Here is a 14,970-nt window from a genome sequence, read left to right as displayed (position 1 = left end):
GGATCAGGCGCGTTTGAACAGCGGCAGCAGCGGCTCGCCATTCGGCTTCAGGCCCGGATTTACCGTATCCTTGTGGATCAGGCCGACCACTTCGTGCGTCAGGAAGACATAGCAGCCACTTTCATCCATAAGACCTTGCATCTTCTTGTAGATCTCATCGCGCTTGGCCGGATCGCTTTCGACCAGACCTTCTTCGTGCAGCGCCTTGTATTCCGCGTTGTTGAACCGTTCCCAGTTCCAAACGCCAACCTGTTCCGGCGTGAACCAGACCGTCGCCCAGCTTGGGTCAGGGTTCATCGAAAACCGGCTGAGTACCAACTGAAGATCCATGAAATAGTCGCCGTCCTTGGAACCAAGCGTCCAGAACGTCCCACTGTCATTTTGCTTGATCTCGCAGGTGATCCCCACATCGGCCAGATTGGCCTGTATGACCTGAGCCGCCGTCAGGCGTTCGGACTGGTTCAGGATGTCGAGCGTGACGGTCATGCCTTCCGCACCCGCTTCGGCCAGCAGTTCGCGCGCTTTATCGGGGTCGTAGTCGTATGTCACGCTATCCCGGCTGCCCGGCAGGCCAGGGGCGATGATACCGTTGCCCACGGCCGCTGCGCCGAAATAGGCCGCGTCAACCACAGTCTGCCGGTCAATCGCGTGCTGAATGGCACGGCGGATGCGAACGTCTTTCAGTGCTTCGTTGTCCTGGTTCATGCCCAGCCATACATAGGCCAGCGAAGGTTTTTCCTCGACAACCGATCCCGCCGGCGGGTTTTCCTTAAGCCGCGGCAGAGAGGATACCGAAGTCCAGGTGTAGTCCAGATCACCAGCTTCAAAACCCAGCTCGGCGGTCGAGGGGTCCTCAATGGGCAGGATGTGGATTTCCTCATACCCGCCAGGTTCATAAGCCCAATCCGGGTTGCGCTTTAGAACGGTTTTCTGCTTGGGAACCCATTCAGTCAGAATGTACTGGCCAGATTGCGCGACCGGATCAGACCCGATCTTTCCGCCGATTTCCTCGACTGCTTTGCGCGAAACGATACAGGAGGCGGGGGTCGGCAGCGTGGTTGTCCACAGCGGCACGAATTTGTTTTTCAGATGAATCAGGCCCGAAAGGGTGTCTTTTACTTCGACCTCTTTCAGCGCGCTCCAGTCACCCGCATAGGGGCTTTCATTCGCTGGGTCAGCGATACGCTCGATCGAGAACTTCACGTCATCGGCGGTCATCTGACCAAAACCATCCGTGAAACCGATATTGTCGCGCAGTTTGAAGGCGATGGTCAGATCGTCTAGCTGTTCGATGCTTTCAACAGCAACGGGCCGCCAGTTCCACTCATCGCCCTGTTGGTTTGAGACCAGCGGGGCATAGATCGACCGCATGATGTCGGCCTCGGGCAGAGCCAGCCAGAAGGCCGGGTCCAGCACTTGCAAATCGCTATAGGACCGGATGGTCAGAACTGAGCCATCTGCACTAACTGCCATACGGGGAAATGCGAGGCTGGCCGCGCCCAATGCACCGGCACCGGCCAGAACGGAGCGTCGGGAAACGTCCCCCTTGAAAATCGAACTCATTTGCTTACTCCCTGTTTGTCTTCGTCTCCGGGCATCTGTCCGGTTTGGTTGCTTGCGGGCAGGCGTGCCCGCGACTTCAGGTGCCAGCAGGCGTTATCCGTTCTTTTTCTTGTGTGACTGTGGCAGTTGCTCATCAGCGCCGAGCGCTGAGAATCTTGGAATGATCACGGGTGAGTTCACCCAGATCATGCGCGCAGGTTGATTGGATACGTTGCGCAGGACGTGAAGAATGTCTCCGGGAAAGCTGAAACTGTCACCGGTGCGCAAGGTTACGGTTTCGTCCTCGAGCACCAGTTCCAGCTCACCGTCCAGAATGACCCCGTGCATCTCGCCATCGCGCGAGAAATATTGGTCTACGACCTGTTCGGAATAAGGGCGGTAGTCCGAGACGCCCATACAAAACCCACCGCCGATGGAGCTGGACAGTAACTGATCGGCATAACCCGATTGCTCGGCCGGTTCGTCATACAGCATGTTCAGGTTCCGTCGGTTGGACTGGCGCACGACATAGGCGCGCTCCAACGGGCCAGAACCGGGGCGGTGGTTGAAAAACCATTCCTCAGGGACGCCAAGAGCATCGGCAATGCGCGAGATCTTGTTGAGAGACGCGCTGACGGTTCCGCGCTCGATCGCGCTGAGATGGCTGATCGAAACACCGCTGCTGGTCGCAAGCTCGGCCAGGGTCATCTGGCGCGCTTTGCGCAGCTGGCGCACCTCGGCACCGAAGGCTGCAAGGCCCTCTTCGCTGGCGGTGCGGGTTTGTTTTTTCGATTTGCCCTGGCTCACGAATCCTCCCTACGCTCGCTGGGTATGTCGGAAATCCTACGTTTGTTTTTCTTTTCCGCAAGAAAAATTATTCAAAATTCCTGTATTGGCGCTGCCTCCCTGCGCTTGCTACCATTGGATGCCCATACGCAGGGCGTCGTAGATAGCTGCGTGAATGTTGCGTGCCGATACGGCGTCACCGATGCGATACAGGTCAAATCTGGCGCTGGGATTGGGTTGCGGAAACAGGCCGCCTGTGCCGGAGACAAGCGCACCCTGATTCACCGCTCCGCGATTGCGCGACAGAGGTTTAAGATCAAAATAGAGATCGTCCAGAGGCTGCGTGCCTTGATTGACAACCACTTGATCATATTCCTTTTTTTCGACCAGATCAGAATAGTCTGTGCCGATATGGGCTTGCAGCTGATTGCCTGATTTTTCGATCGCTTGCAGCGTTCGTGCGACGGTAAACTTGGCTCCGGTTTTCTGCAAAGAGCGCATATAGGGCACCAGATTCATTGCCATAACCTCGGGCGCAAAGCTGCGGTCACGGGTCATGATTTCGACCCGTGCGCCGGAGGCGGCGATGACCTCGGCGGCCATCAGGGCGGGGTGATCTCCTGCATCGTCATAGATCAGCACGTTTTCGCCCGGCTGCACGTCGCCGGATAGGATATCCCAGGCGGATACCGCCAGCTCATTGCCCGAATCGAGGATCGTTGTATTCGGCAGGCCCCCGGTCGCAATCACGACGATATCCGGTGACAGCGCGGTCACGTCACTGGCTTCGGCATATGTGTTGAACTGAAACTGAACGTCCCGCGCAGCACATTGCGCCATGCGCCAATCGATGATCCCGATCATCTCGGCCCGACGCTTGGATTGTGCTGTAAGGCGCACCTGCCCACCAGGTTCGGGGGCGGCTTCCAGAACGGTGACATCGTGCCCGCGTTCTGCGGCGACCCGCGCGGCCTCCAACCCCCCGGGGCCTGCGCCCACGATGACTGCCCGGCGGCGCGTGTCCGCCGCAGGTATTACATGCGGCATGGTCAGTTCACGCCCGGTGGCAGGGTTGTGGATACACAGCGCTTCGCCCGCTTGATAAATTCGATCCAAACAATAGGTCGCGCCGACGCAGGGCCGGATGTCATCTTCCTGTCCGGCTTGAACCTTGGAAACGATCATCGGGTCGGCCATGTGCGCGCGGGTCATCCCCACCATATCCAAAAGCCCCGAGGACACCGCATGTCTAGCCGTCGCCACGTCAGGGATGCGCGAAGCATGGAAGGTCGGCATGCCCGTTTCGGCCCGCACCCGCCCGGCGAAATCCAGATGCGGCGCGCTTTTCATGCCCTGCACAGGGATCACGTCCGTCATGGCAGGGTCGGTGTGAATGCGCCCGCGAATGACATTCAGGAAATCCACCTGACCGCTGTCGCGCAGCCTGCGCGCGATCTCGAGCCCTTCTTCCTCGGTGATGCCGCCCTTTTCAACCTCATCGGCAGTATAGCGAACGCCGACAATGAACTCTGGTCCTACACGGTCGCGGATCGCATCCAGTACCATGAAGCCAAAGCGCAGCCGGTTGTCGAGATCACCTCCGAACGGTGCGTCCATCGTGTTGGTCAGCGGCGACCAGAACTGGTCCAGCAGATGCCCGTAGGCCTGCAACTCGATCCCGTCCAATCCGGCGGCCTGCATGCGTTCAGCCGCATCGGCATAGTCGGTCACGATCCGCTCGATGTCGAAGTCTTCCATCTTCTTCGGAAAGGCCCGATGCGCGGGTTCCCGGTAGTGCGATGGAGAAACTGACGGCAACCAGTCACCTTTGTTCCAACCGGTACGCCGACCCAGATGGGTCAGCTGGATCATCACGGCGCAGCCATGGGCGTGGCAGGCGTCGGTTAATTCACCCATCCAGCGCACGACCTCATCTTTGTAGGCGAGGATATTGTTGAACACCGGGGGGCTGTCACGGCTGACGGTGGCAGAGCCAGCGGTCATCGTCATCGCAACGCCGGCTTTCGCTCGCATTTCGTGATAGGCGCGATAGCGTTCCTTAGGCATTCCGTCTTCGGGATAGGCGGGTTCATGACTGGTGGTCATGATCCTGTTTTTCAGGGTCAGGTGCTTCAGTTGATAGGGTTGCAACAGGGCGTCGCTGCTCATGAGGACGTTTCCCGGTTAGAAGGCTGCGTTGCGACGACATCCTTGGGAATGACGACAGGTGAGACGGCCCAGATCAACCGGCAGACCTGATCGGTGCGGTTGCGGGCATGGTGCGGGATGCGTGCGTCAAAGCTGTAGCTGTCCCCGGCGCGCAGGGTAATGAACTCATCCCCGATCTGCATCTCCAGCTCGCCTTCTAAAACCAGCCCGTGCTCTTCGCCTTCGTGTTTTTGCAAAGGGTCGTCCGGGCGTTCTGAATGGGGTGCGTAGACCGCCATGCCCATATAGAATTGTCCTCCGATCGAGCTGGACAGCAGATGATCGGTATAGCCCAGCTCTGCCACGTCCTGACCGTACAGGGTATTCAGGGCTCGACGGTTCTGGGCGCGCACAACAAAAGCCTGTTCCATTGGACCCGCCCCAGCGCGGCGGGCAAAGAACCAATCTGGCGTGACGCTGAGCGCGCTGGCGATAGTTTGCAATACGTCAACAGAAGGCTTGGATACCCCGCGCTCAATCGCCGACACGTGACTGAGCGAGATGCCCGCTTCTTCGCTCAGTTGCTTCAGCGTAAGCTGACGGGCTTTGCGTAACTGCCGAACCTCGCTGCCCAGCGAAGAAATAGCGGATGGCAAGGCGACAACTTTGTCAGATGACATGCGGGTCTCCGAAAAATGAGTAGAGTGGATGAACTCTACCCAAATTGAAAGCAGACTAGAATTTTAAAGTCAAATTCTATTTTTGGACGAATAGCACGAAACTATTGCATGTTCGATCTGGATTTGCAGAAGTGAGGCAGACATGGATTCCACGCGGCGGATCAAAATGACCGATCAAACCGATCATCCCTTCAAAGTGTCAGAGACAGACCATCTATGGATCGAAATGCCTGATGGCGTACGTTTGGCAGGCCGTCTGTGGTGCCCGGTAACACAGATGCCTGTTCCTGCCATTTTGGAATACATCCCGTACCGCAAAACCGACATGGTGCGCGCGCGCGATGAAAGGAACCACCCCTACTTTGCAGCCCACGGCTACGCCTGCATTCGGGTTGACATGCGGGGCTCGGGCGACAGCGAAGGGCACATGCCGGATATGTATGCTCAGGCTGAACTGGACGATGCGCGACAAGTGATCAAGTGGCTGGCTGCGCAACCTTGGTGCAATGGCCGTGTGGGAATGTTCGGCACGTCCTGGGGCGGTACGGCATCGTTGCAGGCCAGTGTGAACGCGCCCGATGCGCTGAAGGCGGCGATCGCCGTTTGCGCAACCCATGACCGTTTTGAGGATGACATCCACTATATGGGTGGTTGCGTTTTGTCGGATACGTTCGAATGGGGTGCGACGCTTCCGGCTATTCTGGCCTCGCCTCCAACGGCAAATGTCGGGACAGATTGGAAAGCGCTGTGGAAAGAGAGAATTGAGAACCTTACGTTTCCATTGGAAAACTGGCTGCGCGAGGATGGTAGGGGGCAATACTGGCGACACGGTTCTGTCATTCATCAAGCAGATGCACTTTCTGTCCCGGTTCTGGCTATCGGAGGGTGGAGCGATCGCTATTCCAATTCGGTAATGTCTCTGGTTGATGCGCGACCGACCCAGGTTTGGGGGGTGGTTGGCCCTTGGGGTCACCACTATCCAGATCAAGGGTCGCCCGGACCCGCCGTCGGGTTTCAGAAACTGGCTCTGGATTGGTGGGATCACTGGCTGAAGTCAGACACGTCTCAAACGCCAAACTGGCCGCGGCTTCGGGTTTGGTTACGCGAGTACGTTGATCCGAAGGATTTTTTATCCATGGCCGCAGGAAAATGGATAGAAAGTGGCCCAACGATTCAAGAAACAAAAGTTCAGGAAATTTCCCTGTCTTCACTAAAATCCAATACCAACCACGGGCGGTGGATCGTTCCAGCAGATCCGACGGTGGGGCAAAGCGCAGGGGATACAGGGTATTTTGGCCGAACCGGCGGTCTACCCCTTGATCAAAACTTTGATGATTCCCGTTCTTTGGTTTTCGAAACAGCGCCTCTTACAGAGGATCTGATAATCTATGGGTCGGTCGTTTTGAGATTACATGGAGAAACGAAAGACCAACCAAATCAGATTATCGCAAGACTCAGTGATGTAAATTCTGACGGCGTGTCGGCACGTATAACCTATGGCGTCAGGAATCTGTCGCTGGATGAGAACCTGGATCGCATTTCGCCCTCGGCAAAAACCGATGCATTTAACGCAGACATCCGTTTTCACTCAACCGCCTACCGCATCCGCAAAGGACATCGCATCCGACTAGCGTTCTCTTCGTTTTACTGGCCCCTCATTCACGCGGCGGCACCGAAAGGTGACCTGAGTCTGGATGATGGAGAACTTGTTCTTCCTTTGATGGCCAATAAGCCTTCGGACTTAAGCGAACCTCTTCCGCCTGCAGAAGATTTGCCAGAAGAGAAATCGCATTTCACTTCTGCTGCTGACAGGCTGACACGCTGGAATAAAACCCGTGACAACTGTATCGAGATGGGCTGGCGCCAACCACTGGTGAAGACTGCATTCCCTCAGATGGGTACTGTTTTTAGCTACGAAACAGGCATGGTGCATAGATTGAAGACCTCGGATGTCGTCGAGCAAGAGACAAACGTTGATCACAAAATGATTTTTGAGCGACCTGACGGAACCGCAGAGGTTTCAGTTGCTTTGACTGCGTGTTCATCGCTCGGGCATACGACGGTGGATGCTGAACTGATTGTTACATGGAACAAAGAAATCTTCATGACACGGCACTGGCGTAAATCTTAATCAATGCAGCGCAAGTGGTTTCCTCCAACCAGTGTTAGCTGTATTGCAGGTTTTCAATGTCTCGGCACTGGTTGCAATCAAGTAGAAACGTCGCTGGTTCTGCAAAGTACAAATATCACCATAGTGCGCGGCGGCAGCAAAGCCTGACAGTGCAGAGGTTTCATAAATCGTAGCCCCAGCTGGCTTTGCGGTCGTTGATGCGCTTACGATCAGCCAATGAGCTTCAACCGTCATTGCGACGGCCGTTTGGCTTGTATCTTGAGCGTTGTTTGCCAGCACATCGTTTCTTCAGTGGCGCTTTGTCCTGTTCTTCTTCGATGAACTCCGGGACGGAACTGAGGCGCTTGTTCTCGGTGATTGTGGCATGGGTGATGCGCTGATCCTTGTCGAAGACACAGTAGCGGGGCGAGACGACCTTCCAGCGATTTGCCAGTCCTGAAGCGCATGCGCGACGCGGAGCACCGGCCCATCCTCAGGCTCGTCTGTGCGGAACTTGCAACTCCAATTCATGAGCACCGGATCGGGGCCAAGCGGTATTGCCAGGATACGCTTGGACGCCACATGTGGCGAGACGGCCCATTGCGCCAGAATGCTTGTACCTTGGTTTGCAGCAACCAATTCGACAATGGCTTCGGGCAACTCGACGGCTGCAGTCCAGTTGGGATAGCGACGTTCTGCACGAAACAGCCTTGCAAATTCTTGATCAGGCTCGGGGATCTTGGTGAATGTGATAAACCGTTGCCCTTCGATATCACGTGCAGATACCGATGCAGCCCCGGCCAGCGGGTGTTCTGGCGCGCAAACGAATACAAGAGGATCCTGAAAGAGATGCAACGACCGCGTCGCTGCATGGCTCGACTCTCCGGCGACGATGGCCAGGTCAATCTGACGGTCCAGAAGCGATGTGACCATGTCACGACGGTAACCAGCCATTATCTGAATATCGATCGCTGGGTGTTTAGCGCGAAACATTTGCAGAAACGCGGGGAACCAGTGATAGGCGCTGTAGTTTTCCACCGCGATGCGCACGACGTGATCAATGCCCGCATTCATCCGACGCACTTCATCTTCGATCACATACATCTCGCTCAGAAACTTGTCGCTGAATCGGGCAAGATACTCGGCGGCAGCCGTCATGCGCAAACGCTTGTGCATGCGTTCAAACAGGGGCACACCCAGCCTGCGTTCTGCTTCGCGGATTCTGTGGGACAGCGCTGACGGTGTCAGGCCCAACTCATCGGCCGCGTCAACGACGCGACCGGTTTTCCCAATGGCGCGGATCATCTGCAGGTGGCGGATGTCTAGTCGGGGATTTTCCATACTGATCTCTGCATGAAAGTTGTTCATGAAAACCTACGATTAACGCGAGTGTTGCTCAATAATTTTTCGCCAAGAATACCCCCGGCACAGATGATCAAGATCCATATGGACAAGCTCGCAGACGTCGATTCACCCCGCGCTTGGGACCGTCAGTTCCATGTGCATGGACAGACGAACGCCCGCCTGCATCAGCAAGATAGCCCCACCGCGATGGTGACGCGCGGCCAAGGGGTCCGGATTGAAACGGATGATGGGCAAAGCATCATAGACGGCTTTTTCGGGTTGGGATGCGTGTCATTGGGTAATCATGACGACCGGCTGGCGCGGGCGGCCATGGATCAGATGCAGGAACTGCCTTTCGCGCCGACATTTTGCGGGAGGTCCCATCCAAGAGCCGCGGATTTAGCGCGCACACTAACGTCGAAAGCAGCGGTGCTCTGTCCGGCCAGCTTCACATTCATGCGGGCTTTGGTCTGCCGATGCATGATTTTCTCAAGCTGTCGACGTCGAACTACTATTTAAATGCCGAGGCCAGTGAAACCGAGGAGGAGTTCTCTGCCCGCATGGCGGCCGAGTTCGAAGCCACCGTGCTGGAGGCGGGACCAGACACAATCGCCGCGTTTCTTTGCTGAGCCGATGCAATCCGGCGGCGGCGCGATCCGCCCGCCAAAGGGAAAGTGGCATGCGATGCAGACCGTGATCCGGAAGTATGACATTCATTTCCATGTGGACGAGACCGTTTGCGGCTTTGGCCGCACCGGGCATTACTGGGGCGTAGAGGCCTTCGATCTAACCCCTGATATCACCACCTGCGCCAAGGCGCTGACCGCAGCGTTTTTCCCGATATCGGCGATCATGTTCCGGCAGGATTTCTTTGACGATCTGATGCTGAGCTCAGACGCACCCGGCGTGCTGGGCCACGGGTTCACTTATGCTGGTCACCCTGTCGGTGCCGCCGTCGCGTCGGAGGCGCTGAAAATCTATGGCGACATAGATCTGATCGGTCATGTGCGCGGGATCGGTCTGTTTTGCGGTATTCAACTGGTGCAGGGCAAAGGGACGCGTGCGCTGTGGGATCCGGCGCTGAAGGTGGGGACAATGGTGCAGAATCGCGCCCACACGCGGGGGCTGTACTTGCGGCCCGTCCCGCCCGATCGGATTAGTTTTATGCCGCCGTTGATTATCAACGAAGATGAGATCGACGAGGCAACTGCGATCCTGAAAGCCGCCTTGGACGATGTCCGGGCCGAGGTGAAAGGGCGCGCCTGGGACTTATCCAGAACGCGGCCATCATGGTAGGAAATCAGCGATTTCATCACATCGGCCCAATTGAGTTTCAGACAAAAGAAAAAGGTGCCTATTCATACAGACGCCTTTAGTCGTTCAGGCCTTCATTTTCAGATTGTCCGGGTCATAGACATGGGGATTGTGCCGCCGAGCGTTGCGGGGCTGGCCAAGCACACGCACCGTGCAATCGGCCCCCATACCCAGTGATCCGCGCTTGATATAAGCCAGAACACAATGTGTTCCGGTGCGATAGCCTTGGCTGGCTGAGGTCACGTACCCGATCCATTCGCCATCCTTCAGGATCGGATCAGAGGCAAGCGGTTCGGGGCTGTCGTCACTGATTTCCAGCCCGATCCATTCCCAGTTGGCCTCCTCGCCAGACTGCCGCTCGACCGCATCGCGTCCGATGAACTCCCCCTTATTCATATTGGCAAACCGGCCCAGTCCCGCATCGTAAAGCGTATATTCCGTTCCGAAATCCGAACCCCATCCGTGATAACCTTTTTCGATCCGCATCGCGTTCAGCGCGTAGGAGCCGAACTGGCAGCCGCCAACCTCGTTCACGCGCGTCATGATCGTGTCGTAGACCGCCACAAGGTGCTCGGAAGCCAGATGCAACTCCCAACCCAGCTCACCGACGTATGATACGCGCATCGCGGTGACAGGAAAGCCGGCCAGCGTGATCTCGGCCACTGATAGCCACGGGGCAGCAGCGGCAGAGAGGTCTGCATCGGTCAGCGGGGCAAGCACCTCTCGCGATTTGGGGCCCATGACCATCAAAGCGGCATCGTGTTTGTAGCCGCGGCTTAGTGTGACGCCCTCTGCTGGTAGGTGGGCGTTCAGCCAGTCGAAGTCTCGCAGATCGGCCAGGGTCGGGCCACATAGAAGGAACCTGTCACCCGCCAGTCGCGCAACGGTGGCTTCTGACCAGATGTGCCCCTTGGGGGTCAGCATATAGCTGAGCCGGACGCGTCCCGGTTTCGGAACACCGCCGCACAGGACGCTGGATAGGAACGCCTCAGCGCCGGGGCCGCGCAGATCGTATTTGGTGAAACCGCCGTGATCCATGACGCCGACGCTTCTTGCCACGGTTTTGCATTCTTGCGCGACAGCGTCCTGCCAAGGTTCGCGGCGGAAGGACAGGTCGGCATCGCCATTGTCCTTGATCGCATCGGTTTCGAACCAGAAGGCGCGCTCCCACCCGGCGATCTGGCCCATGACGGCGCCCTGATCCTTCAGGCGTTCATAAAGCGGGGTACATAGCACCGGGCGGCCACGCTGCATGTTCCGATGCGGAAATGGAATGGCATATTGCAGATCATAGTGTTGCGAGGCACGGGAATGGGCATAGTCCTGCGTGGTCCAATCGCCAAAGCGGCGCGGATCCCACGCACTGAGGTCCCATTCTGTTTCGCCTTCGGTGATCCATTCGGCCATCGCTTTGCCGATAGCGGCCGAATGGGTGATGCCAACCTGCACGCCAGTCGCTTGATAGAAATTCGGCGCACCCGCCGCCGGGCCGACCAGCGGCAGGGCATCGGGGGCATAGGCGATGGGGCCGTTGACAAACCGCTGCGCGCCCGCTTCGCCAAGCAGTGGCACATGGACCATCGTCGCCTCCAGCACATCCAGAATATCCTCAACACTGTCAGGGAAAAGCTGGTGCGCAAAGTCATCCGGCGGGCCGTCCTCCTCCCACGCGGGGCGACCATCATGGGCGTAGGAACCAACAAGGAAAGCGTTGCGTTCGCGGCGCAGATAGAAGCGGATATCGGGGTCACGCACCAGTGGGAAAAGATCGGCATGATCCTCCAACGCTTTGAGCGGTTCGGTCACAAGATACTGGTGCTCGAGCGTGACCACCGGGGCAGGCAATCCTGCCATCTCGGAGATTTTGCGGCCGTAGAAGCCACCTGCGTTGATGACGATCTCTGCCTTCACTGTGCCTTTCGCACAAGTGACCAGCCATTCCCCTGATGCCGTGCGGTCAATGGCTTTCACGGGCGCAAACCGTTCCACCTGCGCGCCCAGATCCCGCGCGCCCTTGGCCAGCGCTTGCGTTAGCTGGCTGGGGTCAATGTCACCTTCGTAAGGGTCCAGAATACCGCCCAGAATGGATTCGTCTGGATGCCAGAACGGGTGCATCTTGTCCATCTCGGACGGGCTCAGCATCTGCAGATCGAAGCCTGCGCTTTCCGAAATTCCGCAAAGATGGCGGAACAGGTCCATCCGTTCCGGCGTATGGGCAGGCCAGAAGGCCGAGGTATGACGATAGGTGATTGCGCTGTCCACCTTTACGGCCAGATGTTTATAGGTTGACCAGCCGTAGTTTCCTGCCCTCATTCCCAGCCATGAAGTCGCGTAGGTCGGGATGTTGCCGGCTGCGTGCCAGGTCGAGCCGGAGGTCAGTTCGTTGCGCTCAAGTAGAAGTGTATCAGTTACGCCGGCCAAAGCGAGATGATACAGGATTGAGGTGCCAACGGCCCCCCCGCCAATCACAACAACGCGGGCAGTGTCTTTCATGGGGCTATTTTCCTTCGGGCAATCGGATATCGAAAGCGGCGCGTATCGCGGCCTCCCGGTCCTTGGGCAAATGGGTTGGTGGCTCGCGCAACATCTCGGCGCTGCGATCAACAGCGACATCCCAGATCGTGCGCGACCCGGCATCTTTCCAATCCGAAATGCTCTGCCGGTTGCCGAGGCTCGGATAAGTGTATTCGGATTTCATGAGTTCCAGTGTCTGCGCCTCGCCCAGGTAGTGGCCGTCGCCGGTCGCCACGGCTTCGATTCGGCTGAGGTCGATCGCGGTTTCGGTCAACTCGACCCCGCGAACCGACCGTAGGATCGCGCCACACATGTCATCGTCGATCACCAATGCCTCGCGCGAGGCGGCCATGATGGACCCGAGCATGCCAACAGACAGGTTGATCATGTCTGCCCCGGCTTGCGCTGCAAGAGCCACCTTGTACCCTTTTTCATACCCCGCCTGCGCATCGGGGGTTTTGGCATCGGTCATTCCCGCAGAAGCGGTTGACGGCAAGCCTAGATGCAACAGCAGTTGCGTGGCGGCAGCGGCGGCGACGGCAGCTTCGCCTGATCCACCTGTCATTGCACCGGTGCGCAAATCGGAAATGAATGGCATGAACGCAAAGATGCAGGGATACCCCGGCTCGAGGGCGTCGACGACCATCAACCCAGCCAGCGTTTCCGCAAGACCCTGCGCCAGCGCGCCCGCCAAAGTGACAGGGCTGGTTGCCCCTGCCTGTGCCGCGGTGCAGATCTGCAGCGGCATTCTGTGTGCCATGGCCCGTTGCATAATCTCTAACCCTTCGGGCGCAAAGCGCAGCGGCGAGACCGCATGCACGATCACGCCGAAACAGAAGGGTTGCGCCCGAAAGGCGCCCTCGTGGCCCAGGGACATATCAAACATGGCGATAGCCGGATCCAGATGCGCGGCGCTGTCAAAGCTGATCCCGATGGGTTTGGGGCAGGCCCTGAGACAGGCAAACCCGGTGTTGAGGTCCAGCAGCAAGGGCTGGTCCATGTCCCGTGCAACCACCGGGCGCAAACCGTAGTGGATGTTCGGCAATCGTCCCACCAAATGCATAAGATCGTAGAGATCGTACAGCTGGGCACCGCGAAACTCGCCGGTGGCGCTGTCCAGAACCTCTGTCGCCGCTCCGCCTGTTCCGATATGCACACGGCCGCCGCCAACGGTAAGGCCCATATCCTCCACAAACCCTGGTAGATTTACGCGCCTCGCCGCCCGCGCAATAGCGGTTTCCACCATCGATTGCGAAAAGCAGACCCGCCCATCCGAACGTCTGGTTGCCCCGGCATTGACGAATTGTGCTGCGATGGCATCGGGGCATTCTGCGATCCCGGTCCGCGCAAGGATATCAAACGCGGCCTGCACGATCCGATAAACCGCAGCAGCATCCAGTGGCGCAAACCGCCCACCCTGTGGAGGCGGAGTGATGCGGGGCGCGCGACGGTCGGTTTTTGAGCGGATTCTGCGGGCCATCGGGCGGTCCTTAGAAGAACAATCTACGCAAGGATTGCGCAAACTCACGCAATGGCAATTCGAAAATTCGCGCACTCAGACCAGAATCTTTCATGCAAACGTCGGCTTTTCCTGCGCAATACTAAGGACTAGGGTTTGACGTCCTACGACTTCGGCGGGGTGAACATGGCGAGGATTGCGTTTATTGGCTTGGGCACGATGGGCCGTCCGATGGCGCAAGTTCTGCGGGACGCAGGCCATGACGTAACGGGCATGGATATCAGCCCCGAAATGCGTGAAGCGTTTGTCGGTGCGATCGCGCCGTCGTCGGATAGCATCGCAGCGGCAGAGGTCATTATCACCATGCTGCCAGAAGCCGATCACGTCGCGCGCGTTCATGAGACACTGATCCGAGCGGCTGCCAAACCTGGCGCGCTGGTGATCGATTGTTCGACCATTGATGTGAACACGGCGCATGCGCTCGCCCTTGAGGCGATGTCTCATGGGTTGGCAATGCTAGACGCGCCCGTTTCCGGCGGCCCTGCTGGGGCCGAGGCCGGGACACTTAGCTTCATGGTCGGCGGAGACGCGGCGAACGTCGAACGGGCGCAACCAATCCTGCTGGCAATGGGTTCCAAAATTACCCATTTCGGTGGACCCGGAACGGGGCAGGCCGCGAAGGCCAGTCACAACATGATCTGCGGTATTACCGCGATGGCGGTGATGGAAGGATTTGCGCTTGCCGACGCCTTGGACCTCGATCTCGACAAATTCTATGCGTTGTGCGCGGGGGCCGCGGCGCAAAGCTGGACGCTTGAAAACCGCTGCCCGATTCCCGGTGTGGTTCCCGACGCCCCATCGTCCAACAACTTTGACCCCGGCTTTGCCGTGCGCCTGATGGCAAAGGATTTGCAACTTGCTCAGGCGGCGGCAAAGTCGAGCGGACAGCCCACGCCTTTCGGGGCCGAGGCGGCCAAAGCCTTTACAAAATTTGCCGAAACGCGCGGCGACCGCGACTTCTCGGCCTTTTACACCACGCTTCGGGCATTGCCCGAGCACCAGAAGGAATAACA

12 protein-coding genes are annotated in these 14,970 nt (G+C 57.9%); 4 read left to right on the top strand and 8 right to left on the bottom strand.

Annotated features, from left to right (window positions below; translation table 11 throughout):
* Positions 1 to 3: 3 nt before the first annotated feature.
* The 4 genes from GS614_RS10600 to GS614_RS10585 all read right to left on the bottom strand — a co-directional run bounded on the left by GS614_RS10600 (position 4) and on the right by GS614_RS10585 (position 5,156).
* Positions 4 to 1,563, bottom strand: a complete 1,560-nt coding sequence (locus GS614_RS10600; protein ID WP_171363257.1) for an ABC transporter substrate-binding protein — start codon at positions 1,561 to 1,563, stop codon at positions 4 to 6.
* A gap of 93 nt (positions 1,564 to 1,656) precedes the next feature.
* Positions 1,657 to 2,349 carry an XRE family transcriptional regulator gene (locus tag GS614_RS22455; protein WP_171170118.1) on the bottom strand — a complete coding sequence of 231 codons (693 nt, stop codon included), beginning with the start codon at positions 2,347 to 2,349 and terminating at the stop codon, positions 1,657 to 1,659.
* 108 nt (positions 2,350 to 2,457) lie between these two features.
* Positions 2,458 to 4,497, bottom strand: a complete 2,040-nt coding sequence (locus GS614_RS10590) for an NADH:flavin oxidoreductase (protein ID WP_171726229.1) — start codon at positions 4,495 to 4,497, stop codon at positions 2,458 to 2,460.
* Positions 4,494 to 5,156: a helix-turn-helix domain-containing protein gene (locus tag GS614_RS10585; protein ID WP_171118256.1), complete on the bottom strand. Its 663-nt coding sequence runs from the start codon at positions 5,154 to 5,156 to the stop codon at positions 4,494 to 4,496. Before GS614_RS10585 ends, GS614_RS10590 begins: the two co-directional genes overlap by 4 nt.
* Before the next feature lie 142 nt (positions 5,157 to 5,298).
* Between GS614_RS10585 and GS614_RS10580 the strand changes: the two genes are divergently transcribed.
* Positions 5,299 to 7,287, top strand: coding sequence for a CocE/NonD family hydrolase (locus GS614_RS10580; protein WP_216601150.1), 1,989 nt, complete (start codon positions 5,299 to 5,301; stop codon positions 7,285 to 7,287).
* On the opposite strand, the gene GS614_RS10575 is transcribed toward GS614_RS10580, so the two are convergent.
* Both GS614_RS10575 and GS614_RS10570 read right to left on the bottom strand, forming a co-directional pair.
* The gene (locus tag GS614_RS10575) at positions 7,288 to 7,566 is read right to left on the bottom strand and encodes a hypothetical protein (RefSeq protein ID WP_171118260.1); all 279 of its coding nucleotides are present in this window, start codon (positions 7,564 to 7,566) and stop codon (positions 7,288 to 7,290) included.
* 9 nt (positions 7,567 to 7,575) lie between these two features.
* On the bottom strand, positions 7,576 to 8,607 hold the full coding sequence (locus GS614_RS10570) for a LysR family transcriptional regulator (RefSeq protein WP_171726226.1): 1,032 nt from the start codon (positions 8,605 to 8,607) through the stop codon (positions 7,576 to 7,578).
* A gap of 479 nt (positions 8,608 to 9,086) precedes the next feature.
* On the opposite strand from GS614_RS10570, the gene GS614_RS21975 reads away from it, so the two are divergent.
* Both GS614_RS21975 and GS614_RS10560 read left to right on the top strand, forming a co-directional pair.
* Positions 9,087 to 9,239 carry a hypothetical protein gene (locus GS614_RS21975; protein WP_171118265.1) on the top strand — a complete coding sequence of 51 codons (153 nt, stop codon included), beginning with the start codon at positions 9,087 to 9,089 and terminating at the stop codon, positions 9,237 to 9,239.
* 55 nt (positions 9,240 to 9,294) lie between these two features.
* Positions 9,295 to 9,906: an aminotransferase class III-fold pyridoxal phosphate-dependent enzyme gene (locus GS614_RS10560; protein ID WP_253284245.1), complete on the top strand. Its 612-nt coding sequence runs from the start codon at positions 9,295 to 9,297 to the stop codon at positions 9,904 to 9,906.
* Positions 9,907 to 9,990: 84 nt separating this feature from the next.
* Here GS614_RS10560 and GS614_RS10555 read toward each other — a convergent pair whose 3' ends face one another.
* The gene (locus GS614_RS10555; protein WP_171726224.1) at positions 9,991 to 12,417 is read right to left on the bottom strand and encodes an FAD-dependent oxidoreductase; all 2,427 of its coding nucleotides are present in this window, start codon (positions 12,415 to 12,417) and stop codon (positions 9,991 to 9,993) included.
* Positions 12,418 to 12,421: 4 nt separating this feature from the next.
* Positions 12,422 to 13,918 carry a trimethylamine methyltransferase family protein gene (locus GS614_RS10550; protein WP_171726223.1) on the bottom strand — a complete coding sequence of 499 codons (1,497 nt, stop codon included), beginning with the start codon at positions 13,916 to 13,918 and terminating at the stop codon, positions 12,422 to 12,424.
* 135 nt (positions 13,919 to 14,053) lie between these two features.
* Here GS614_RS10550 and GS614_RS10545 point away from each other — a divergent pair, with 135 nt between their 5' ends.
* Positions 14,054 to 14,968 (top strand): NAD(P)-dependent oxidoreductase, encoded by a 915-nt coding sequence (locus GS614_RS10545; RefSeq protein WP_216601149.1) that lies wholly within the window; start codon positions 14,054 to 14,056, stop codon positions 14,966 to 14,968.
* Positions 14,969 to 14,970 lie beyond the last annotated feature (2 nt).

The organism is Ruegeria sp. HKCCD6604, from assembly GCF_013110635.1.
Lineage (GTDB): Bacteria > Pseudomonadota > Alphaproteobacteria > Rhodobacterales > Rhodobacteraceae > Ruegeria.
Note: the sequence above shows the minus strand (reverse complement) of the source record. Positions and strands in the feature narration are given on the sequence as shown.